This window comes from Enterobacter cloacae complex sp. P29RS (genome assembly GCF_014893445.1).
GTDB classification, from domain to species: Bacteria; Pseudomonadota; Gammaproteobacteria; order Enterobacterales; family Enterobacteriaceae; genus Enterobacter; species Enterobacter intestinihominis.
In genome coordinates this window covers 269,121-291,209 of sequence record NZ_JADBPZ010000001.1, presented here as the reverse complement: position 1 = coordinate 291,209, position 22,089 = coordinate 269,121, and the positions used below count along the sequence as shown (strand labels likewise).

20 protein-coding genes, 1 tRNA gene and 2 pseudogenes are annotated in these 22,089 nt (G+C 51.0%); 16 read left to right on the top strand and 7 right to left on the bottom strand.

Annotated features, from left to right (window positions below; all coding sequences use genetic code 11):
- Nucleotides 1-142: 142 nt before the first annotated feature.
- From IM282_RS01360 to IM282_RS01350, 3 genes are all read right to left on the bottom strand, one after another.
- Nucleotides 143-227: transfer RNA gene (locus tag IM282_RS01360), tRNA-Tyr, on the bottom strand.
- 157 nt (nt 228-384) lie between these two features.
- Entirely contained in the window at nt 385-1,227 is an 843-nt protein-coding gene (gene purU / locus IM282_RS01355) for a formyltetrahydrofolate deformylase (protein WP_003856715.1), read from the bottom strand.
- 41 nt (nt 1,228-1,268) lie between these two features.
- The gene (locus IM282_RS01350; RefSeq protein WP_022648358.1) at nt 1,269-1,733 is read right to left on the bottom strand and encodes a YchJ family protein; all 465 of its coding nucleotides are present in this window, start codon (nt 1,731-1,733) and stop codon (nt 1,269-1,271) included.
- A 113-nt stretch (nt 1,734-1,846) separates the two neighbouring features.
- On the opposite strand from IM282_RS01350, the gene rssA reads away from it, so the two are divergent.
- From rssA to galU, 3 genes are all read left to right on the top strand, one after another.
- Nucleotides 1,847-2,749 carry a patatin-like phospholipase RssA gene (rssA, locus tag IM282_RS01345; RefSeq protein WP_022648357.1) on the top strand — a complete coding sequence of 301 codons (903 nt, stop codon included), beginning with the start codon at nt 1,847-1,849 and terminating at the stop codon, nt 2,747-2,749.
- 89 nt (nt 2,750-2,838) lie between these two features.
- A complete protein-coding gene (gene rssB / locus IM282_RS01340; protein WP_003856721.1) occupies nt 2,839-3,852 on the top strand; it encodes a two-component system response regulator RssB in 1,014 nt (337 codons plus the stop codon).
- Nucleotides 3,853-4,051: 199 nt separating this feature from the next.
- Nucleotides 4,052-4,957, top strand: a complete 906-nt coding sequence (galU, locus tag IM282_RS01335) for a UTP--glucose-1-phosphate uridylyltransferase GalU (RefSeq protein WP_022648355.1) — start codon at nt 4,052-4,054, stop codon at nt 4,955-4,957.
- Nucleotides 4,958-5,158: 201 nt separating this feature from the next.
- On the opposite strand, the gene hns is transcribed toward galU, so the two are convergent.
- Nucleotides 5,159-5,572, bottom strand: a complete 414-nt coding sequence (hns, locus tag IM282_RS01330; RefSeq protein ID WP_003856724.1) for a histone-like nucleoid-structuring protein H-NS — start codon at nt 5,570-5,572, stop codon at nt 5,159-5,161.
- A 550-nt stretch (nt 5,573-6,122) separates the two neighbouring features.
- Between hns and tdk the strand changes: the two genes are divergently transcribed.
- On the top strand, nt 6,123-6,737 hold the full coding sequence (gene tdk, locus IM282_RS01325; protein WP_032622434.1) for a thymidine kinase: 615 nt from the start codon (nt 6,123-6,125) through the stop codon (nt 6,735-6,737).
- Between the two features lie 69 nt (nt 6,738-6,806).
- Here tdk and adhE read toward each other — a convergent pair whose 3' ends face one another.
- Entirely contained in the window at nt 6,807-9,488 is a 2,682-nt protein-coding gene (gene adhE / locus IM282_RS01320) for a bifunctional acetaldehyde-CoA/alcohol dehydrogenase (RefSeq protein ID WP_032624107.1), read from the bottom strand.
- 480 nt (nt 9,489-9,968) lie between these two features.
- On the opposite strand from adhE, the gene IM282_RS01315 reads away from it, so the two are divergent.
- From IM282_RS01315 to IM282_RS01285, 7 genes and pseudogenes are all read left to right on the top strand, one after another.
- Complete coding sequence (locus tag IM282_RS01315; RefSeq protein WP_017384236.1) at nt 9,969-10,616, top strand: YchE family NAAT transporter; 648 nt, start codon at nt 9,969-9,971, stop codon at nt 10,614-10,616.
- 769 nt (nt 10,617-11,385) lie between these two features.
- Entirely contained in the window at nt 11,386-13,017 is a 1,632-nt protein-coding gene (oppA, locus tag IM282_RS01310; protein WP_023300277.1) for an oligopeptide ABC transporter substrate-binding protein OppA, read from the top strand.
- An 82-nt stretch (nt 13,018-13,099) separates the two neighbouring features.
- Nucleotides 13,100-14,020, top strand: coding sequence for an oligopeptide ABC transporter permease OppB (oppB, locus tag IM282_RS01305; RefSeq protein ID WP_003856738.1), 921 nt, complete (start codon nt 13,100-13,102; stop codon nt 14,018-14,020).
- 12 nt (nt 14,021-14,032) lie between these two features.
- Nucleotides 14,033-14,941, top strand: coding sequence for an oligopeptide ABC transporter permease OppC (oppC, locus tag IM282_RS01300; protein WP_015570372.1), 909 nt, complete (start codon nt 14,033-14,035; stop codon nt 14,939-14,941).
- An 11-nt stretch (nt 14,942-14,952) separates the two neighbouring features.
- Nucleotides 14,953-15,966, top strand: a complete 1,014-nt coding sequence (locus IM282_RS01295; RefSeq protein WP_192970028.1) for an ABC transporter ATP-binding protein — start codon at nt 14,953-14,955, stop codon at nt 15,964-15,966.
- The gene (gene oppF, locus IM282_RS01290; RefSeq protein ID WP_022648351.1) at nt 15,963-16,967 is read left to right on the top strand and encodes a murein tripeptide/oligopeptide ABC transporter ATP-binding protein OppF; all 1,005 of its coding nucleotides are present in this window, start codon (nt 15,963-15,965) and stop codon (nt 16,965-16,967) included. The genes IM282_RS01295 and oppF overlap by 4 nt, the downstream gene beginning before the upstream one ends.
- A 14-nt stretch (nt 16,968-16,981) precedes the next feature.
- Nucleotides 16,982-17,850: pseudogene (locus IM282_RS01285) on the top strand (ion transporter).
- 31 nt (nt 17,851-17,881) lie between these two features.
- Here the strand turns inward: IM282_RS01285 and IM282_RS01280 are convergent.
- Nucleotides 17,882-18,211: an HI1450 family dsDNA-mimic protein gene (locus IM282_RS01280; protein WP_006810881.1), complete on the bottom strand. Its 330-nt coding sequence runs from the start codon at nt 18,209-18,211 to the stop codon at nt 17,882-17,884.
- Nucleotides 18,212-18,244: 33 nt separating this feature from the next.
- Nucleotides 18,245-19,705, bottom strand: a complete 1,461-nt coding sequence (cls, locus tag IM282_RS01275; RefSeq protein WP_022648349.1) for a cardiolipin synthase — start codon at nt 19,703-19,705, stop codon at nt 18,245-18,247.
- Nucleotides 19,706-19,848: 143 nt separating this feature from the next.
- Between cls and IM282_RS01270 the strand changes: the two genes are divergently transcribed.
- The 5 genes and pseudogenes from IM282_RS01270 to IM282_RS21820 all read left to right on the top strand — a co-directional run.
- A complete protein-coding gene (locus IM282_RS01270; protein ID WP_017384232.1) occupies nt 19,849-20,022 on the top strand; it encodes a YciY family protein in 174 nt (57 codons plus the stop codon).
- Between the two features lie 118 nt (nt 20,023-20,140).
- Nucleotides 20,141-20,269, top strand: coding sequence for a KPN_01571 family protein (locus tag IM282_RS21975; protein ID WP_209662595.1), 129 nt, complete (start codon nt 20,141-20,143; stop codon nt 20,267-20,269).
- 11 nt (nt 20,270-20,280) lie between these two features.
- Entirely contained in the window at nt 20,281-20,691 is a 411-nt protein-coding gene (locus IM282_RS01265; protein ID WP_192970027.1) for an Exc2 family lipoprotein, read from the top strand.
- Between the two features lie 67 nt (nt 20,692-20,758).
- On the top strand, nt 20,759-21,394 hold the full coding sequence (gene leuE / locus IM282_RS01260; protein WP_006810877.1) for a leucine efflux protein LeuE: 636 nt from the start codon (nt 20,759-20,761) through the stop codon (nt 21,392-21,394).
- 122 nt (nt 21,395-21,516) lie between these two features.
- Nucleotides 21,517-21,947: pseudogene (locus IM282_RS21820) on the top strand (replication endonuclease); the annotation flags it as partial.
- Nucleotides 21,948-22,089: the final 142 nt, after the last annotated feature.

Below are 22,089 nucleotides of genomic sequence, written 5' to 3'. Positions count from 1 at the left end.
GCCGGGTGGCGGCTGCGCCTTACCCGGCCTACGGAATTCACTATGCTCGGATCGAACCCTGGTCGAAGCTTCTCATCTTTCCCCGCATGGGAGAACCATGGAGCATTGTGCTTTTGGAGAGTGCTAAAGAATCTGGAAGTGATGGTGGTGGGGGAAGGATTCGAACCTTCGAAGTCGATGACGGCAGATTTACAGTCTGCTCCCTTTGGCCGCTCGGGAACCCCACCACGGGGTAATGCTTTTAACTGGCCTGCTTCCTGTTGGAAGCGGGGCGCATCATATCAAATGAGACGCCCCTGTAAAGCATTCCTTTAGGAAAATGAAGCTGTTTGCCTGCTTTTTATCCGTAAAGGCGTAAAGCTAATCAATTCATTTTCCGAAGGATTAAAGAATAATCGTTCTGTTGCCGTACACAAAGACGCGCTGAGCAAGTACCTGATAAAGCGCACGGCTCAGTACGTTCTTCTCAACGTCACGGCCAGCTCGCATCATATCTTCTGCCGTGTAGGTGTGATCCACGTGGATCACGTCCTGCATGATGATTGGGCCTTCGTCCAGATTATCATTCACGTAGTGCGCGGTTGCGCCAATGATCTTCACCCCACGCTCGTACGCCTGGTGGTACGGACGCGCGCCAATAAAGGCTGGCAGGAAGGAGTGGTGGATGTTGATAATTTTGTTCGGGAAGCGCGCCACGAAGGATGGCGTCAGCACGCGCATGTATTTTGCCAGCACCACGTAGTCCGGGTTATGTGCTTCAATCGCAGCAGCCATCAGGTTGTCGTGCTCTTCGCGGGTATGACCTTCATGGCTGACCAGTTCAAACGGAATGTCGAAACGTTCAACCAGCGTACGCAGCGTCTCGTGGTTGCCAATGACGGCGGCAATTTCGACGTCCAGGCCACCGTAGTTGGCTTTCATCAGCAGATCGCCCAGGCAGTGCGCCTCTTTGGTGACCAGAATGACAATGCGGCGACGACCCGCCGGGTTTAGCTCGCGCACCGAGCCTTCCGGCAGGGCGCTGTCCAGATCGGCAAGCAGGGTTGTGTCGTTGAAAATACCTTCCAGCTCGGTACGCATAAAGAAGCGACCGGTACGGTGGTCAACGAACTCGTTGTTCTGCACGATATTCAGTTCATGCTTGTAGCAAATGTTGGTAATTCGTGCGATCAGTCCTTTTTGATCGGGACAGATAGTGCGCAGAACTTTACGTTGTAATGATTGCATCGCCGGGAAATCCTGTTTATGTATTTGCGAAGTCTGAGTTGTCAGGCATTACTGCCGCAACACTTTTTAAATTTTTTTCCTGAACCACAGGGGCAGGGATCGTTACGACCGAATTGCGGACGTGTGCCGTCAATATAATACCATTGCCCGCTGTCCTTTAAGAACCGTGAGCGTTCAATGATGGCGCCGGGTTTGTTTTGTTCGCTAAAGCGGGCGACAAAACTGACATAGCCCTCGTTGGCATCGCGGCCGGGAGCGGCATCAAAGACGGTAAGGCCCAGCCAGACGGTGTTGGCAAATCCGGCTTCAATCTCTTGCCGAAAATCGGCAGCATCACAGGACGGATGCCAGGTTTTAATCAGGTAGTCTGCGTTTTTGATCACAAAAGCAGTATACCGCGAGCGCATAAGGTGTGACGGGTCTGGTGCAACCTGCTCGCCAGAAAGATATCGCTGGCAACATAGGCTATACTCCAGAGCGCTACCACAGGGGCAGAGTTGAGACACGATTCTCTTCCTGGAACAAAAAATAAGGCGTTAAACGCTTAAGGTAGCAATATGTTAACTGAGCAGGTGCGTTGACGCTATGTCGGGAATCCAGGGGAAGTAAAACAGGGCTAATGAGAAAGGTAAAAATTGGACTGGCGTTGGGCTCAGGTGCAGCCCGGGGTTGGTCACATATTGGCGTTATCAATACCTTAAACCAGATGGGGATTGACGTTGATATTGTCGCAGGATGTTCTATCGGGTCGCTGGTCGGATCCGCGTACGCCTGCGGTAAGCTCCCGCAGCTTGAAAGCTGGGTGCGCTCCTTTAGTTACTGGGATGTACTGCGCCTGATGGATCTCTCCTGGCAGCGTGGCGGCCTGCTGCGCGGCGAACGCGTATTCAATCAGTTTCGTAAGATAATGCCCCTCGCTGACTTCAGCCACTGCCAAATGCCTTTCGGTGCCGTTGCAACCAACCTCAGTACGGGCAGGGAGTTATGGCTCACCGAAGGGGATATTCATCTCGCCGTTCGCGCATCCTGTAGCATGCCTGGGTTAATGGCGCCTGTGCCTCATAATGGCTACTGGCTCGTTGATGGTGGCGTGGTGAATCCTGTCCCCATCTCTCTGACGCGCGCCATGGGGGCAGATATCGTCATTGCAGTGGATTTACAGCACGACGCTCACCTTATGCAGCAGGATTTGATGCCGGTTAATCTTCAGAGCGATGATGCGGAAGAAGAGAAACTTGCCTGGCATGCGCGTTTACGCGGCAGAATAGGGCGCCTGACTGCCCGTCGCACGGTGACCGCGCCGAACGCCATTGAAATCATGACGACCTCCATTCAAATTCTTGAGAATCGCCTGAAGCGAAACCGTATGGCTGGCGATCCTCCGGATATTCTTATTCAGCCCTATTGTCCACAAATCTCTACCCTTGATTTCCACCGGGCTGAGGCCGCCATAGCAGCGGGCTCGTTAGCCGTCGAAAAGAAAATAGATGAACTGTTGCCTTTTGTGCGTACAGCACGTTAAGCACTTTTTTGATTACTTCAGCAAAATCTGACAGGCGATAGTACCAATAGCATGCCACTATTGAGTAACTGTCAGCCAGGGGAGGAACCATGACACAGCCATTGGCCGGAAAACATATTTTGATAGTAGAAGACGAGCCCGTTTTCCGATCGCTACTGGATTCGTGGTTATCCTCACTGGGTGCAACCACGTCCCTTGCCGAAGATGGCGTCGAGGCACTGGAAAAAATGGCCAGCATGGCGCCTGATCTGATGATCTGCGATCTCGAGATGCCGCGCATGGACGGATTAATGCTGGTGGAAAACCTGCGTAACGAAGGTTATCAGACACCGATACTGGTGATCTCGGCAACCGAAAATATGGCGGATATTGCTAAGGCGTTGCGTTTGGGTGTGCAGGATATCCTGCTCAAACCGGTTAAAGATTTAAACCGACTGCGTGAAACGGTGTTGGCCTGCCTGTATCCCAATATGTTTAATTCCCGGGTGGAAGAAGAAGAACGTCTTTTCCAGGACTGGGATGCTTTAGTCAGTAATCCGCTCGCGGCCGCGAAGCTGCTTCAGGAACTTCAGCCGCCGGTGCAGCAAAATATCTCTCATTGCAGAGTAAATTATCGCCAGCTGGTAGCGGCTGACCAGCCTGGACTGGTGCTGGATATTGCGCCGCTATCAGATTCCGACCTCGCTTTTTATTGCCTGGATGTTACCCGAGCGGGAGATAACGGCGTTCTGGCGGCCTTATTACTCCGTGCGCTGTTTAATGGATTGCTACAGGAACAATTATCCCATCAGGGGCAACGACTTCCTGAGTTAGGCAGTTTACTAAAACAGGTCAACCAACTTTTTCGCCAGGCCAATTTGCCGGGGCAGTTCCCGCTTCTGGTTGGCTATTATCACAGCGGGTTGAATAACCTTATTCTGGTCTCTGCTGGATTAAATGCCACGCTGAATACCGGCGAACACCATATACAGGTGAGTAACGGTGTGCCGTTGGGAACGTTGGGTAATACTTACCTTAATCAAATTAGCCATCGCTGCACCTCCTGGCAGTGCCAAATTTGGGGTGCCGGTGGGCGGTTACGCTTAATGTTGTCCACGGAGTAAGCAGTCAGATTTTATTTTTCAGATTGCTTTACCTGTGTTTTTGCTGGCAGTGCTACTATCGCTGCAAGTTTCATGCGTATTTGTCTTAATTGATCGGCAACGCGTTCTTTTCAGACCCGTATTAGTGGCTGAGACTGTATACTCAACGCGTTATTCAATGCATAAAAGTTCAAAACTTGAACAGTTCAGGAGAATTTCAATGGCTGCCCTAAATTCGAAAGTCAGAAAGGCCGTTATCCCGGTGGCGGGATTGGGTACCAGGATGTTGCCAGCGACGAAGGCAATCCCAAAAGAGATGCTGCCTCTGGTTGATAAGCCATTAATCCAGTATGTCGTGAATGAGTGTATTGCGGCAGGTATCACCGAAATTGTGCTGGTGACGCATTCATCTAAAAACTCTATCGAAAACCATTTCGATACCAGTTTCGAACTCGAAGCAATGCTGGAAAAACGCGTAAAGCGCCAGCTGCTGGAGGAAGTGCAGTCTATTTGCCCTCCACACGTTACCATTATGCAGGTTCGTCAGGGCCTGGCGAAGGGCCTGGGACACGCAGTATTGTGTGCACATCCGGTAGTGGGTGATGAGCCGGTCGCGGTTATTCTGCCCGACGTGATCCTTGATGAGTATGAGTCCGATCTTTCCCAGGAAAACCTGGCGGAAATGATTAAACGCTTCGACGAAACCGGCAGCAGCCAGATTATGGTTGAGCCAGTCGACGATGTGACTGCTTACGGTGTGGTTGACTGCAAAGGTGTTGCCCTGCAACCTGGTGAAAGCGTACCAATGGTTGGCGTTGTTGAAAAACCTAAAGCGGACGTCGCGCCGTCTAACCTTGCTGTCGTTGGCCGTTACGTACTGAGTGCTGAAATCTGGGCGCTGCTGGCCAAAACGCCTCCGGGTGCGGGCGATGAAATCCAGCTGACGGATGCTATCGATATGCTGATCGAGAAAGAGACCGTGGAAGCCTACCATATGAAAGGTAAGAGCCATGACTGCGGTAATAAGCTCGGTTATATGCAGGCATTCGTCGAATATGGCATTCGCCATAACAGCCTGGGTGAAGAATTTAAAGCCTGGCTCAAAGGTAGCGTGGGTATTAAGTAATAAACTCACGGACCAGTGAACAAGACCGGTGTGGCGATGCCCACCGGTTTTTTTATGCCTGTCGATCCGTAATTGGCTGGAGATTGTCAAGGACGTTAAATAGTGAGCCAGGCAATATGACAGAATGTAAGGAGATGTTTGGGGAATATTATGGGCATAAAAAATCCCGCATTAAACGGGATTTTTCAGAATCTTTCCAGATTAATCCTTGATCAGGAAGTCATCCAGTTGTTTACCTTGTTCGTCCATAGCTTTCTTGATTACAGCAGGAGTACGACCCTGGCCGGTCCAGGTTTTCTCTTCGCCGTTCTCGTCGATGTAGCTATATTTAGCAGGACGTGCTGCGCGTTTTGCTTTGGTACCGGTTTTAGCCGCAGCCATGCTGTTCAGCAATTCGTTTGGATCGATACCATCGGCAATCAGCATTTCGCGATACTGTTGCAGTTTACGTGTACGTTCTTCGATTTCAGCCGCTGCTGCGCTTTCTTCTTCACGACGTTCGTTAACGACAACTTCTAATTTTTCGAGCATCTCTTCAAGCGTTTCAAGGGTACATTCTCTTGCCTGCGCACGAAGAGTACGGATGTTGTTCAGAATTTTAAGTGCTTCGCTCATTGTAGTAATCTCAAACTTATAATGGGGGTGGGTTTGTTGTCCTAATAATAGAGCGTTAATTTCACTTGTGCAATAGGTTGGAATGTAAGGAATTCAAAAAATACAAAATTAATGACGCTATTATTAATTACGCTAACTTAAATTTCATTGTTTGCTGGGGCGATGAGATATCGTTTCAAACGGCAAAAGCGCGTCATTTGCATGTTTGTTTTGTGACTTTTACCTCAGGAATTATAGTTGCGGTTGATAAATATCAGCCTTTCGTATTACTCCGGCTAAGCGCAGCGAACAGAAGAATAGTTAATAAATAGTGAATTTTAAAGATTGCAGAAGCCACTATAAAAAGAAGTGTTATCTCCGGTGTCGAGCTCGCCTTATTGTCCGTGCTAAAAGCCTTTACTGTCTGTTTTAACGCATTATTTTGCGCTATCAACGAAGAGTTTATTGGTGCAGAACAGCCTGGAGCACGCAGCCCGCCGCTGATGACAATACAAAATATGGTACAATGATCCATCGGGAATATTACACATTGATTAGGGTTCTTCGGCCAATGGCACAACTTTATTTCTACTATTCGGCAATGAATGCAGGGAAATCGACGGCGTTACTGCAATCCTCATACAATTATCAGGAGCGGGGGATGCGTACCGTTGTTTATACCGCCGAAATCGACGATCGCTTTGGGGCAGGGAAGGTAAGCTCAAGAATAGGGCTCTCGTCGCCTGCAAGGCTGTTTAACCCTGAAACGGACCTGCTTGAGGACATTCGTGCCCAGCATGCCTCTAAGCCTGTCCATTGCGTGCTGGTAGATGAAAGCCAGTTCCTGACCCGCGAGCAGGTCCATGCGCTTTCAGAGGTCGTTGATGAGCTGGATATTCCCGTTCTTTGCTATGGATTACGCACTGACTTTCGCGGTGAGTTATTTGCCGGTAGCCAGTATCTGCTCGCCTGGTCGGATAAGCTGGTTGAGCTGAAAACTATCTGCTTTTGTGGCCGCAAGGCAAGTATGGTTCTTCGCCTGGACCAGTCGGGCAAGCCTTATGCTGATGGCGAGCAGGTGGTGATAGGGGGCAATGAACGTTATGTCTCGGTCTGCCGCAAGCATTATAAAGAGGCGCTGGCTGTAGGCTCGCTGACGGCGTTACAGGGCGACAATCGCAAATAAAAAAAATGTCTTACGGATCCTCAGATATAAAAAAACCCGCCAGCGGCGGGTTTTTTTTCACACTGTCAATCAAGCATTTTTCTTCGCTTTCTTGTCAGCCTTTACAACTGCGGGGATGTCAACTTTTACGGCAGCGACATCGCTTTCAGTGAAGTTACGACCGTAATAGGTATCCAGCAGGATCTGTTTCAGTTCGGAAATCAGTGGGTAGCGCGGGTTAGCACCAGTACACTGGTCATCGAATGCATCTTCAGACAGCTTATCTACGTGAGCGAGGAAGTCAGCTTCCTGAACGCCTGCTTCGCGGATAGATTTAGGAATACCCAGTTCAGCCTTCAGGCTTTCCAGCCATGCCAGCAGTTTCTCGATCTTCGCTGCAGTACGGTCGCCCGGTGCGCTCAGACCCAGGTGGTCTGCGATTTCAGCGTAGCGACGACGAGCTTGCGGACGGTCGTACTGGCTGAATGCAGTCTGCTTGGTTGGGTTGTCGTTGGCGTTATAGCGGATAACGTTGCTGATCAACAGGGCGTTCGCCAGACCGTGAGGAATGTGGAACTGTGAACCCAGCTTGTGCGCCATGGAGTGACAGACACCCAGGAAGGCGTTAGCAAATGCAATGCCCGCGATGGTTGCCGCACTGTGTACACGTTCACGAGCTACAGGGTTTTTCGAACCTTCGTTGTAAGAAGCTGGCAGGTTTTCTTTCAGCAGTTTCAGTGCCTGTAAAGCCTGACCGTCAGAGAACTCAGAAGCCAGTACGGAAACGTAAGCTTCCAGGGCGTGAGTTACCGCATCCAGACCACCGAACGCACACAGTGATTTCGGCATTTCCATGACCAGGTTGGCGTCAACGATAGCCATATCTGGAGTCAGTGCGTAGTCAGCCAGCGGATATTTCTGACCCGTTGCGTCATCAGTCACAACAGCAAATGGCGTCACTTCTGAACCGGTACCGGAAGTGGTGGTGACGGCGATCATTTTCGCTTTCACGCCCATTTTCGGGAACTTGTAGATACGTTTACGGATATCCATAAAGCGCAGCGCCAGTTCTTCGAAGTGGGTTTCCGGATGCTCGTACATGACCCACATAATTTTCGCGGCGTCCATTGGGGAACCGCCACCCAGTGCGATGATCACATCAGGTTTGAAGGAGTTAGCCAGTTCAGCGCCTTTACGTACAACGCTCAGGGTTGGGTCAGCTTCAACTTCAAAGAAGACTTCAGTTTCGACGCCAGAAGCTTTCAGAACAGAGGTGATCTGGTCTGCATAGCCATTGTTGAACAGGAAACGGTCAGTCACGATGAGCGCACGTTTGTGGCCATCAGTAATCACTTCGTCCAGCGCGATTGGCAGAGAGCCGCGGCGGAAGTAGATAGATTTCGGAAGTTTGTGCCACAACATGTTTTCAGCTCGCTTAGCAACGGTTTTCTTGTTGATCAGGTGTTTTGGACCAACGTTTTCAGAGATGGAGTTACCACCCCAGGAACCACAACCCAGAGTCAGGGAAGGTGCGAGTTTGAAGTTATACAGGTCACCGATACCACCCTGAGAAGCAGGGGTGTTGATCAGAATACGTGCCGTCTTCATCTTCTGACCGAAGTAAGCAACACGCTCTGGCTGGTTATCCTGGTCGGTGTACAGGCAAGAGGTGTGGCCGATACCGCCCATCGCCACCAGCTTCTCTGCTTTTTCTACCGCGTCATCGAAATCTTTCGCACGGTACATTGCCAGTGTCGGGGATAGTTTCTCGTGAGCAAACGGCTCACTTTCATCAACGACTTTCACTTCACCAATCAGAATCTTGGTGGTAGCAGGGACGCTAAAGCCGGCGAGTTCAGCGATTTTATACGCTGGCTGACCTACGATAGCTGCGTTCAGTGCACCATTTTTCAGAATCACGTCCTGAACGGCTTTCAGTTCTTTACCTTGCAACAGGTAGCCGCCGTGGCTGGCGAAACGTTCACGAACGGCGTCGTATACCGAATCAACCACGACAACAGACTGTTCAGATGCACAGATAACGCCGTTATCGAAGGTTTTTGACATCAGCACAGAGGCAACTGCACGCTTGATATCTGCCGTTTCGTCGATCACAACAGGAGTATTACCTGCGCCTACGCCGATGGCTGGTTTACCGGAGCTGTATGCTGCTTTAACCATACCAGGACCGCCGGTCGCCAGGATTAGGTTAATGTCCGGGTGATGCATCAGGGCATTGGACAGTTCAACAGAAGGTTGGTCGATCCAACCGATCAGATCTTTTGGCGCACCCGCAGCAATGGCAGCCTGAAGCACGATATCCGCTGCTTTGTTGGTGGCGTCTTTCGCACGTGGATGCGGGGAGAAAATGATTGCGTTACGTGTTTTCAGACTGATAAGAGATTTGAAGATGGCGGTAGAGGTTGGGTTAGTGGTTGGAACGATACCGCAAATAATGCCGATGGGTTCAGCGATAGTGATGGTGCCAAAAGTGTCGTCTTCTGACAGCACACCGCAGGTTTTCTCATCTTTATAGGCGTTGTAGATATACTCTGAAGCAAAGTGGTTTTTGATCACTTTATCTTCAACGATACCCATACCGGATTCGGCAACGGCCATTTTAGCGAGAGGGATTCGAGCATCTGCAGCAGCCAGAGCGGCCGCGCGGAAGATTTTATCAACCTGTTCTTGGGTGAAATTGGCATATTCACGCTGGGCTTTTTTCACGCGCTCGACGAGGGCGTTCAGTTCAGCGATATTGGTAACAGCCATAATGCTCTCCTGATAATGTTTAAACTCTTTTAGTAAACCAGCGCTCGATACGTCTGACAGTATAGTCAGAGCCGATCCCACTTGCGTAACACACAGTAAAACAAAGGATTACTCACTGCTTCCGCTCACTAATTTACTAAAAGAGCCTTACCTTAGCATCATACCTTTTTGATAGGTGATCTCACTGGCGGCGTAATCAAGATTACTCACTTCTGAGTACGAAAATTATGATCAAGATCAATTTTGTCCTAAGCTGATACCTTTCAGCAGGGTTATTTTGTGCTAATTATTCCAGTGTTAAATAATTAAGTAACTATTGGAAGTGGCGCTATCATTGAGTATACAAATGTTTAACATCATGAATTGATAACGTTTTAGAACAGATTTCTGGTGAAGTGTGCGGCTAAAAAGCGTATCTTCAGCGCGGATTTATCATTACACGCTGTCTCTCCCTGACCATGCTCAATTGCGGAGCTTAATGTGATTCAAACGCTCTTTGATTTCCCTACATATTTCAAGTTTTTTATTGGCTTGTTTGCCCTGGTCAACCCGGTAGGGATTATCCCTGTCTTCATCAGTATGACCAGTTATCAGACAGCCGCCGCGCGAAATAAAACCAACCTGACGGCAAACCTGTCGGTGGCGATTATCTTGCTTACGTCTCTTTATCTGGGGGACGCCATTCTTCAGGTCTTCGGCATCTCGATTGATTCGTTCCGAATAGCAGGCGGGATCCTGGTGGTGACGATTGCCATGTCGATGATCAGCGGCAAGCTGGGGGAGGATAAACAGAATAAGCAGGAAAAATCAGAGACAGCTATCCGCGAGAGCATCGGCGTGGTGCCACTGGCACTGCCGCTGATGGCGGGCCCGGGGGCAATCAGCTCTACCATTGTATGGGGAACACGCTATCACAGCCTGATGCACCTGATTGGCTTCTCTGTCGCCATTGCCCTGTTCGCACTTTGCTGCTGGGGCGTATTTCGTATGGCACCATGGCTGGTTCGCTTGCTGGGACAAACGGGCATCAACGTGATTACCCGTATCATGGGTCTGTTGTTAATGGCGTTAGGCATCGAATTTATCGTTACCGGTATAAAAAGTATATTCCCCGGATTAGTACACTGACTTTCGTTTGAAAGAGCGGAGCCAGCGGCTCCGTTTTTTTACGTGAATATCAGCAAATCATATCAATAAAGTTGAAATACGCACCAGCCATAATAAGTTCTACTAATAACCCTCTTTTGTTGATTTTCAAGAGGTTGTTTATTTTCAGTTTGCTTCTCTGCCCATAAATCCTTCAAACGCTCTGTTATTTTACTCACATGATACTCTGGGGCTTGCTGACAGATAACCGAAATGATATTAGTAATTTCGACGCTGACCCAGACGAATGTGCTAAATAATAACCAGATGTTAAATTTTCGTGAAAAATCGTTCGAATTTGTCATGTCATCGCACCAGTCACGAGAGAACTCTACAACTGAATGTATTGTAAGGGTTTTACTTGTTTTTGGCGTGAAAGGTGGTCGGCGGCATAGCTACGCCTGACTCCGTAAAAGAGAAATGCTTAACAAATTTGCAAAATGTATTGGCGAGAGTTGGCACCATTTGGTACTTTCCGGCCTTATATTTTGCGGCATTAAACAAGTTGATGAGAACTATTTTCATATAGACCTCACTTAAGCTTTCCAGCACACCTCACTGACAGGGGAGAGGTGTAAAGAATCGACGCAAGATCGCCGTACGAGCGGTCAGTAATAATGAAGTCGATGATAGCAAGAAGTAAAAAAAGAACCTGACAGCAGCAAAAAAAACTCCTGCGCTGTACAGGCCCCAACAGGGGATTACACAACTGGCGAAGGCCAGTCATAATAATGAGTGGAGTATCAACACAATGTCCATCATCACAAAAAAAAGTCTGGTAGCGGCGGGGATTTTAACTGCGCTAATCGCGGGCAACGCTGCAATGGCTGCGGACGTTCCTGCTGGTGTTCAGCTGGCTGAGAAGCAAACGCTGGTACGTAATAACGGTGCGGAAGTGCAGTCTCTTGATCCGCACAAAATTGAAGGTGTTCCAGAGTCTAACGTTAACCGCGATCTGTTTGAAGGTCTGCTGGTGACTGACGTAGACGGCCACCCGGCTCCGGGCGTGGCGGAAAAATGGGACAACAAAGATTTTAAAGTCTGGACCTTCCATCTGCGTAAAGATGCCAAATGGTCTGACGGTACGCCGGTTACCGCCGAAGATTTCGTCTATAGCTGGCAGCGTCTGGCGGATCCGAATACCGCCTCCCCGTACGCGAGTTACCTCCAGTATGGCCATATCGCCAATATTGATGACATCATCACGGGTAAAAAGCCAGTAACCGACCTGGGCGTAAAAGCCATCGATGCCAACACTTTTGAAGTGACGTTGAGCGAACCTGTTCCGTACTTCTATAAGTTGCTGGTTCACCCGTCCGTTTCTCCGGTACCAAAATCCGCGGTAGAAAAATTTGGTGAAAAATGGACGCAGCCTGCGAATATCGTGACCAACGGTGCATATAAGCTGAAGGACTGGGTCGTTAACGAGCGTATGGTGCTGGAGCGCAACCCGCAGTATTGGGATAATGCCAAGACGGTTATCAATCAGGTCACCTACCTGCCAATCTCTTCTGAGGTAACGGACGTAAACCGCTACCGCAGCGGCGAAATCGACATGACCTATAACAACATGCCGATTGAACTGTTCCAGAAGCTGAAAAAAGAGATCCCGAAAGAAGTTCACGTCGATCCGTATCTGTGCACCTACTATTATGAAATTAACAACCAGAAAGCACCGTTCACCGACGTACGTGTTCGTACCGCACTGAAGCTGGCTCTGGATCGCGACATTATCGTGAATAAAGTGAAGAATCAGGGCGACCTGCCGGCTTACAGCTACACCCCGCCTTACACCGACGGTATGAAGCTTGTTGAACCTGAATGGTTCAAATGGTCCCAGGAAAAACGTAACGAAGAAGCGAAAAAGCTGCTGGCTGAAGCGGGCTATACCGCCGACAAGCCGCTGACGTTTAGTCTGCTGTACAACACCTCCGATCTGCATAAAAAACTGGCTATTGCCGTCGCGTCAATCTGGAAGAAAAATCTCGGCGTGAACGTGAAGCTGGAAAATCAGGAATGGAAAACCTTCCTCGATACGCGCCATCAGGGAACCTTTGACGTGGCACGTGCAGGATGGTGTGCGGACTATAACGAACCGACCTCATTCCTGAACACCATGCTCAGCGACAGTTCGAACAATACCGCACACTATAAGAGCCCGGCGTTTGATAAGCTGATTGGCGATACCCTGAAAGTGGCAGATGACGCCCAGCGCGCCGATCTGTACGCGAAATCAGAACAACAGCTCGATAAAGACTCTGCGATCGTTCCGGTTTACTACTACGTTAACGCCCGCCTGGTGAAACCATGGGTAGGGGGTTATACCGGTAAAGACCCGTTGGATAATATTTCCGTTAAGAATCTTTATATTATCAAGCATTAATGGCAATACGTGGGGCGAGCGAGCTTGCCCCACTGTGTCTATTTTGTAACATTCATCAGGCACACGCCAGAAGGTACGGGCAATGTTGAAATTTATCCTGCGTCGCTGTCTTGAAGCGATTCCAACGTTATTTATTCTAATTACAATTTCCTTCTTTATGATGCGTCTTGCGCCGGGCAGTCCTTTTACCGGTGAACGCACGCTTCCGCCAGAAGTTATGGCCAACATCGAAGCGAAATATCATTTAAACGATCCTATCACCACGCAGTACTTCAACTATCTGAAGCAACTTGCACACGGTGATTTTGGTCCGTCATTCAAATATAAAGACTATTCCGTTAACGACCTGGTGGCGTCCAGCTTCCCGGTATCGGCTAAATTAGGGGCTGCTGCATTTATCCTGGCCGTTGTTCTCGGTGTCACTGCGGGCGTTATCGCCGCACTAAAACAAAATACCCGATGGGATTACGCCGTAATGGGGGTCGCAATGACCGGGGTGGTTATCCCCAGCTTCGTTGTCGCGCCGTTGCTGGTCATGATATTCGCGATAACCCTTAAATGGCTGCCCGGGGGCGGCTGGAATGGCGGGGCGCTGAAGTTCATGATATTGCCGATGGTGGCATTATCTCTGGCCTACATTGCCAGTATCGCCCGTATTACGCGTGGTTCAATGATTGAAGTCCTGCATTCGAACTTTATCCGTACCGCCCGAGCGAAAGGGTTGCCGATGCGCCGGATTATTTTCCGTCACGCTCTCAAGCCTGCACTGTTACCGGTGCTCTCCTATATGGGTCCTGCATTCGTCGGCATTATTACGGGTTCAATGGTGATTGAAACCATTTATGGCCTGCCGGGCATCGGGCAGTTGTTTGTTAACGGGGCGCTTAACCGAGACTATTCGCTGGTGCTGAGCCTGACGATCCTCGTGGGCGCGCTGACCATTCTCTTTAATGCCGTTGTCGATGTGCTGTATGCCGTTATCGATCCGAAAATCCGTTACTAACTGGAGCACGCCATGATGTTGAGTAAGAAAAACAGCGAGGCGCTGGAAAACTTCAGTGAAAAGCTGGAGGTCGAAGGTCGTAGCCTTTGGCAAGACGCCCGCCGTCGTTTTATGCATAACCGTGCCGCCGTTGCCAGCCTGGTCGTGCTGGTGCTTATCGCGCTGTTCGTAACCCTGGCACCAATGCTCTCTCAGTTCACCTATTTCGATACGGACTGGGGCATGATGTCCAGCGCGCCGGATATGGAATCCGGGCACTATTTCGGTACCGACTCCTCCGGGCGTGATTTGCTGGTGCGTGTGGCGATTGGCGGCCGTATCTCCCTGATGGTTGGCATCGCAGCGGCGCTGGTGGCGGTAATTGTCGGCACGCTTTACGGTTCGCTTTCCGGTTACCTCGGCGGGAAAGTGGACTCCGTGATGATGCGTATGCTTGAAATCCTGAACTCCTTCCCGTTCATGTTCTTCGTCATTCTGCTGGTGACCTTCTTTGGTCAAAATATCCTGCTGATCTTCGTGGCGATCGGGATGGTGTCCTGGCTGGATATGGCGCGTATTGTGCGCGGCCAGACGCTGAGCCTTAAACGTAAGGAGTTTATCGAAGCCGCACAGGTTGGTGGCGTTTCTACCGCCAATATTGTGGTGCGTCATATCGTTCCTAACGTGCTGGGCGTGGTGGTGGTATACGCCTCCCTGCTGGTGCCAAGTATGATCTTGTTTGAATCTTTCCTGAGCTTCCTGGGATTAGGTACGCAAGAGCCGTTGAGTAGCTGGGGCGCTCTGTTAAGTGACGGCGCAAACTCCATGGAAGTGTCACCGTGGTTACTGCTGTATCCGGCGGGCTTCCTGGTCGTCACCCTGTTCTGTTTCAACTTTATCGGCGATGGCCTGCGTGATGCCCTCGACCCGAAAGACCGTTAAGGAGCGCCGTCATGACCATTATTGAAACGGCAACCGCGCCACAGGCGCAACAGCGGACCAGCGCACTGCTGGACGTTAAAGACCTCCGCGTGAAGTTTAAAACCCCCGACGGTGATGTGACTGCCGTTAACGATCTCAACTTCGACTTGCGTGCCGGTGAAACGCTGGGCATTGTGGGCGAATCCGGTTCCGGTAAATCCCAGACCGCATTCGCGCTGATGGGCCTGCTGGCGTCAAACGGCGTGATAGGGGGTTCGGCGACGTTTAACGGGAAAGAGATCCTGAATTTGCCGGAACATGAGCTGAACAAACTGCGCGCCGAGCAGATTTCAATGATTTTCCAGGATCCGATGACCTCCCTGAACCCCTATATGCGGGTGGGTGAACAGCTGATGGAAGTGCTGATGCTCCACAAGGGGCTGGGCAAAGCCGAAGCGTTTGAAGAGTCCGTCAAAATGCTGGATGCGGTGAAAATGCCTGAAGCACGCAAGCGCATGCGCATGTATCCGCACGAGTTCTCCGGCGGTATGCGTCAGCGCGTCATGATCGCGATGGCATTGCTTTGCCGGCCAAAACTGCTGATCGCTGATGAACCAACCACCGCTCTCGACGTGACCGTCCAGGCGCAGATCATGACGTTGCTGAACGAGCTGAAGCGTGAGTTCAACACCGCCATCATCATGATCACCCACGATTTAGGCGTCGTTGCCGGGATCTGCGACAAAGTGTTAGTCATGTATGCAGGCCGCACGATGGAATACGGTAATGCCCGCGATGTGTTCTACCAGCCAGCCCACCCGTACTCTATCGGGCTGCTGAATGCCGTACCGCGCCTCGATGCGGAAGGGGAGTCGCTGCTGACTATCCCGGGCAACCCGCCAAACCTGCTGCGTTTGCCAAAAGGCTGCCCGTTCCAGCCACGCTGTCCGCATGCGATGGAAATCTGTAACAGCGCACCGCCGCTGGAAGCGTTTGCCCCAGGCCGTCTACGCGCCTGCTTTAAGCCGCTGGAGGAGCTGGTATGAACGCAATCGACGAAAAAAGAAATGTGCTGCTCGAAATCGCTGACCTGAAGGTCCATTTCGATATCAAAGACGGTAAACAGTGGTTCTGGCAGCCAGCCAAAACCCTGAAAGCGGTGGATGGCGTCACGCTACGCCTGTACGAAGGGGAGACCCTGGGCGTGGTGGGCGAATCCGGCTGCGGCAAGTCGACGTTTGCGCGTGCGATCATCGGCCTGGTGAAAGCCACCGACGGGAAAGTGGCCTGGCTTGGCAAAGATCTGCTGGGGATGAAGCCGGATGAATGGCGCAATGTGCGCAGTGATATCCAGATGATTTTCCAGGATCCTCTGGCGTCCCTGAACCCGCGTATGACCATTGGCGAAATCATTGCCGAGCCGCTGCGCACCTATCATCCGAAGATGCCGCGCCAGGAAGTTCGCGATCGGGTGAAAGCGATGATGCTGAAGGTGGGTCTGTTGCCTAACCTCATCAACCGCTACCCTCACGAGTTTTCCGGCGGTCAGTGCCAGCGTATCGGTATCGCACGCGCGTTGATCCTTGAACCGAAACTGATTATCTGTGATGAGCCGGTTTCGGCGCTGGACGTTTCCATCCAGGCCCAGGTGGTTAACCTGCTACAGAAACTGCAACGGGAAATGGGGCTGTCGCTGATCTTCATCGCCCACGATCTGGCGGTGGTAAAACACATTTCAGACCGTGTGCTGGTCATGTATCTGGGCCACGCCGTGGAACTGGGCACGTATGATGAGGTGTACCATAATCCGCTGCACCCTTATACCAAAGCGCTGATGTCTGCGGTTCCCGTTCCGGATCCCGATCTGGAAAAAAATAAAACCATTCAGCTTCTGGAAGGTGAACTGCCTTCGCCAATCAACCCGCCTTCAGGCTGCGTATTCCGTACGCGATGCCCAATAGCCGGGCCGGAATGTGCAAAAACACGGCCGGTTCTGGAGGGCAGTTTCCGACATGCGGTTTCCTGCCTGAAAGTAGACCCGTTATAATCGCAAGGGCTGACATGATGTCAGCCCTTATTTTTTAGAGGTTAATGTGTCGCGATTATTCACGTCGGCCCGTCAGCGGCTTTATCACCTTTTATTTGATCCAGAAACGGTTTCCGGTCGCCGTTTCGAGGGTCTGTGTGGCTTATTTGCGCTGATTAGCGTCATTATTATCTTTATCGAATCCGGTGCCGGAACGCAGTACCACATGACGTATGAGGAGTGGCACGTTTTTGTCTGGCTGGAATTGATCGTCACGCTGGTGTTTACCGCAGAGTATGTGCTGAGGGTCATTAGCTGGCCAAATCCGGCGAAATACGTTTTCAGCTTCTGGGGATTTATTGATTTAGCCACTATCCTGCCGCTGTATGTCATGTGGCTGTGGCCTGAGATCAGCCTGAATTATGTGTTTGCCTGGCGCGCAATGCGGGCGATTCGTGTGTTACGAATTCTGAAGCTGCTGCGCTTTATGCCGTCGCTGAGGGTTTTTTGGGTCGCCATTGTCAGCGCCCGCCACCAGCTTATTCTCTTCTATTCGTTTATTGCTATCGTGATGATCGTTTTTGGCTCCCTGATGTATTTAATCGAAGGGCCAAAATACGGGTTTACCACGCTTAATGCGTCGGTTTACTGGGCTATCGTCACGGTGACCACCGTGGGCTATGGCGATATTACACCGCATACGCCGCTCGGACGTATTGTGGCATCGGTTCTTATCCTGATCGGTTATTCGGTGATAGCGATACCGACGGGGCTAATTACCACCCATATGAGCAGCGCCTTCCAGAACAGCAAGCAGCAACGCAAATGTCCGAATTGTCAGCAGGGAAATCATGAACCCGGGGCGCGGTTTTGTCACCGCTGTGGAAATGCCTTGCCGGATTAAATAAAAAAGGCTGCGCGGGCAGCCTTTTTTATTATTCGCGCCAGAGAATATGGCACAGCTTATGGTCTTTCTCGCGGCACAGCAGGACGCGGGCAAAGATGTCGTTAATTTCTCCGCCGTCTTCATCTGCCAGGCCAATTACCACCTCAGCGAAGAAGTCCGGGTTGAGATCAAAATCGACGTGTTCGGCCCAGTCTTCAGACGGATCGAACAGCTCAGCACCGCCACGCTCTTCAAATTGCAGGTTGAAAAGAATGACGTCAGCAGGGTCGAGATTATCGACCGCCAGCTCGAGAAAAATATCGTAGGCCTGTTCGAGCGTTTCGTCTTCGGTCAGGCGATTGTTCAGATCCATTTCCATGATGACTACCTGTTAAACATCGTTGGGCACGTTTTACAGCAACGGACTAAAGAAGTAAAACAGTCGTTCGGCAATTCGCTGCCACAGCGGACGTTTCGCCCACAGTCTGGCGTCCAGCAGGCGTGAGCGGGAGATATAATCATCCTGAACCGCCGCCAGATCGCCGCCGAAACCGGCGTCATCAATGACCAGCGTAATTTCAAAATTTAGCCACAGACTGCGCATATCGAGGTTGACGGTACCCACCAGGCTCAGCTCTCCGTCTACCAGCACGCTCTTGGTGTGTAACAGACCGCCTTCGAACTGATAGATTTTAACGCCCGCGGCCAGCAGCTCACTAAAGAACGCGCGACTTGCCCACCCGACCAGCAGCGAATCGTTCTTGCGCGGCATAATAATGCTCACATCCACTCCGCGCTGTGCCGCTGTACAGATGGCGTGCAGAAGGTCGTCGCTGGGGACGAAATAGGGCGTGGTCATGATCAGATATTCCCGCGCGGAGTACGCGGCGGTAAGCAGTGCCTGATGGATCAGATCTTCCGGGAAGCCAGGACCGGAGGCGATAGTGTGGATAGTGTGCCCGCTGGCTTCCTCAAACGGCATGATATTGCCATCCGGCGGGGGGGGAAGAATGCGTTTACCGGTTTCAATTTCCCAGTCGCACGAATAGACGATGCCCATAGAGGTTGCCACCGGGCCTTCCATGCGAGCCATCAAATCGATCCATTGCCCCACGCCGGAATCCTGTTTAAAGAAGCGGGGGTCGACCATGTTCATGCTGCCGGTGTAAGCGATATAGTTATCGATCAGAACCATTTTCCGGTGCTGACGAAGATCCATGCGGCGCAGAAAGACGCGCATAAGATTCACTTTCAGCGCCTCGACCACCTCGATACCGGCGTTGCGCATCATGCCTGCCCACGGGCTACGGAAAAAGGCCACGCTGCCGGCAGAGTCCAGCATCAGGCGGCAGTGGATACCGCGACGTGCAGCGGCCATCAGCGATTCGGCGACCTGGTCCGCCATGCCGCCCGGCTGCCAGATATAAAACACCATCTCGATATTATGCCGGGCGAGCTGGATATCACGGATCAGCGCCTGCATCACGTCATCGGAAGAGGTCATCAGTTGCAGCTGATTGCCTTTTACCCCAGCAATGCCCTGGCGGCGTTCGCACAGCTTGAACAAAGATGCGGCCACGCTGCTGTTCTCTTCGGCGAATATATGCTTGCAGGCTTTAAGGTCGGCAAGCCATTTTGCCGTGGAGGGCCACATGGCACGGGCGCGTTCGGCCCGGCGTTTACCCAGATGAAGTTCACCGAAAGAGAGATAGGCGATGATGCCCACCAGCGGCAGAATGTAGATAATCAGAAGCCAGGCCATGGCGGAAGGTACCGCTCTGCGTTTCATCAGAATGCGCAACGTCACCCCGGCAATTAACAGCCAGTATCCTAAAATGACCAGCCAACTCACCACGGTGTAGAAGGTTGTCATAAATAAAAAATCCTTTTGAAAGCGTATTGTTATGAGTTTACGCATCAGGATTCATCTGGCAAATAAAAACGGCAGATAAAAGCGCTGGTTTGCCGCCTGCTTAGGCATATAATGGCATCTCTGTTAGAGAAAGAGTTGTAGACATGAAGCGCAGTAGAACTGAAGTAGGGCGCTGGCGCATGTTGCGACAGGTGAGTCGTCGTAAGGCTCGTTGGCTGGAAGCACAATCCCGCCGCAATATGCGTATCCACGCCATCAGAAAATGTGGCCTGAACAGACACCGTAACGCGCTGCTGTTCGCGGTCCAGGATATCTGAAAAGCATGAGGGGCACCGTAAAGGTGCCCATTAAACATCCAGACTATCAATCTTTGCAGTCTCCTCCCGTCTGCTTTCCACGATATACTACGTCCCCATAACGTCATGATATTAAAAGATGAATCCTTATCTCTGGATTTTCATTGCACTTTTGGCGCTGGATGCGCTCAGGGAAGGTTTAGGACTTTCGTCATTTTCCTCATTGGCAGATTATGTTTTTGCGTGGGGAATACATTGGCTTTATTAAAGGAAAAAAGGATGAACGTAAAAGTGATGGCAGCACTCTTCGGGATTGCAGTATTAAGCGGTTGTGCCAGTAGCAAAACCTCACCCGAACGGCACGCGTTTTATTTCGTGTCGCATCAGTCCAGCTTTACTGGCGGCAATTACACCTCCAGCGTGCAGAAAAATTATCACCTGAACGTAGCGCAGTTCCGCGAGCTTTATGCCCGGGGCAAAGCTGACCGTGCGGAAGGGTGGACTCAGGCTGAAGCCAGTGAATACGCGCAAAGCATTCGCGATCAGCTGAAAGAAAATGCGAAGTCGCAGGAATTGTACGCAGGCAACGCGAAGGATAAATGGTCTTCGGACATGGACAGTAAAGACGCCATATTATTTGGTAACGAACTGGCCGCGACTTATCTTGATGGCTATAACGGCGTACAATAGCGCAACTGATTCAGGGGATACCGTTATTACCGGTATCCCCGCTGTTTTTGAGCAAAAGGAGTGAGACGTGTTTGCGGAGTTTGGTGTACTGAATTTCTGGACCTATGTTGTCGGCGCATTTTTTATCGTGCTGGTTCCAGGACCGAACACCTTGTTTGTGCTGAAAACAGGGATTGGCCACGGCGTTAAGAAAGGCTATCTGGCAGCCACCGGTGTGTTTATTGGTGATGCCGTGCTGATGTTTCTGGCCTGGGCGGGCGTCGCCGCGTTGATCCAGACCACTCCGGTGTTATTTAATATTGTCCGCTATCTTGGGGCGTTTTATCTGCTGTGGCTCGGCGGAAAAATGCTCTGGTCCGTTATGACACGTCAAAAAAATGCGCACGAAAGTAGCGCCGAACCGGCAAGCGCGATCCTTAAGCGTTCGCTGGTGCTGAGCCTGACGAACCCGAAAGCGATTCTCTTTTACGTATCGTTCTTCGTGCAGTTCATTGATGTCAATGCGAAGAATACCGGCACGTCGTTCCTGATCCTCGCCACAACGCTTGAGCTGATCAGCTTCATGTACATGAGCTTCCTGATTTTCTCAGGCGCGTTTGTCACGCGTTATCTGAAAACCAAAAAGAAACTGGCGAAGCTGGGGAATGGGTTGATAGGCCTGCTGTTTGTTGGATTTGCGGCGAGGCTGGCGTCGCTGCACTGAATGAAGAAAAGGCTCCCGAGGGAGCCTTTTTAATATCTGGCGTAACTTGAAAGACGCGCCAGACAAGGCTTCACGTTTTACTACTAGCAGTCAAAAGCCATAAAAAGCGGCTCTGACGCGCCCGGAGTCCTGTCAATAACTGTGGAAAGCTCACAGGCGGTGGCGATCCAGTTATGACCCCCACACCGTCCGAGCAAGCCGCAGCGGTGTTAAATCTGATTGAGCGCGGGGTTATCGGTTGGAATGAGCCAGACGTTGTGTAGGTGCTTAACGAGGCGTTAAAAGCTCGCGCACCACGCAAACATCGGCATCAAAGAAGCAATGCGCCGCTCAAAACCAGCGAGCAAGCGCCATCAGCCCGGATGACAAAGTCCGAAAGGGATCGCGTCGCAAAAATTCGTTTCGATTTAGCTCAGGACGGCATTACCCCGGAACGGTGTGAGCTCGACGCGCTGGCGCGTGGGGCACGGTGATTTATGGCAAGAAAAGTTTCAAATATCCGGCTACTGACGAGTGGCCTGGAAATTCAACTGAAATGGAGTGGACTTTATGAAAGATTATTTATTCAGATGGCTAATTATCGCAAGAGAAAATAACCGCAAATATAGCGAGATCAGCGATACGAAAATTGAGGGGTTTACACCGGTGATAGGTTCGATAATTTCGCCGCCACGTCGACGATAGCAACGCCGCCG

Excerpts from the sequence above, each read along its gene's own strand:
- cls (WP_022648349.1), bottom strand. The coding sequence starts at position 19,705 with ATGACAACCTTCTACACCGTGGTGAGTTGGCTGGTCATTTTAGGATAC.
- IM282_RS21975 (WP_209662595.1), top strand. The coding sequence starts at position 20,141 with ATGAATCCTTATCTCTGGATTTTCATTGCACTTTTGGCGCTGGATGCG.
- IM282_RS01295 (WP_192970028.1), top strand. The coding sequence starts at position 14,953 with ATGACCATTATTGAAACGGCAACCGCGCCACAGGCGCAACAGCGGACC.
- galU (WP_022648355.1), top strand. The coding sequence starts at position 4,052 with ATGGCTGCCCTAAATTCGAAAGTCAGAAAGGCCGTTATCCCGGTGGCG.
- rssA (WP_022648357.1), top strand. The coding sequence starts at position 1,847 with ATGAGAAAGGTAAAAATTGGACTGGCGTTGGGCTCAGGTGCAGCCCGG.
- hns (WP_003856724.1), bottom strand. The coding sequence starts at position 5,572 with ATGAGCGAAGCACTTAAAATTCTGAACAACATCCGTACTCTTCGTGCG.
- oppC (WP_015570372.1), top strand. The coding sequence starts at position 14,033 with ATGATGTTGAGTAAGAAAAACAGCGAGGCGCTGGAAAACTTCAGTGAA.
- rssB (WP_003856721.1), top strand. The coding sequence starts at position 2,839 with ATGACACAGCCATTGGCCGGAAAACATATTTTGATAGTAGAAGACGAG.
- oppB (WP_003856738.1), top strand. The coding sequence starts at position 13,100 with ATGTTGAAATTTATCCTGCGTCGCTGTCTTGAAGCGATTCCAACGTTA.
- adhE (WP_032624107.1), bottom strand. The coding sequence starts at position 9,488 with ATGGCTGTTACCAATATCGCTGAACTGAACGCCCTCGTCGAGCGCGTG.
- purU (WP_003856715.1), bottom strand. The coding sequence starts at position 1,227 with ATGCAATCATTACAACGTAAAGTTCTGCGCACTATCTGTCCCGATCAA.
- oppF (WP_022648351.1), top strand. The coding sequence starts at position 15,963 with ATGAACGCAATCGACGAAAAAAGAAATGTGCTGCTCGAAATCGCTGAC.
- oppA (WP_023300277.1), top strand. The coding sequence starts at position 11,386 with ATGTCCATCATCACAAAAAAAAGTCTGGTAGCGGCGGGGATTTTAACT.
- IM282_RS01280 (WP_006810881.1), bottom strand. The coding sequence starts at position 18,211 with ATGGAAATGGATCTGAACAATCGCCTGACCGAAGACGAAACGCTCGAA.
- IM282_RS01270 (WP_017384232.1), top strand. The coding sequence starts at position 19,849 with ATGAAGCGCAGTAGAACTGAAGTAGGGCGCTGGCGCATGTTGCGACAG.
- tdk (WP_032622434.1), top strand. The coding sequence starts at position 6,123 with ATGGCACAACTTTATTTCTACTATTCGGCAATGAATGCAGGGAAATCG.
- IM282_RS01265 (WP_192970027.1), top strand. The coding sequence starts at position 20,281 with ATGAACGTAAAAGTGATGGCAGCACTCTTCGGGATTGCAGTATTAAGC.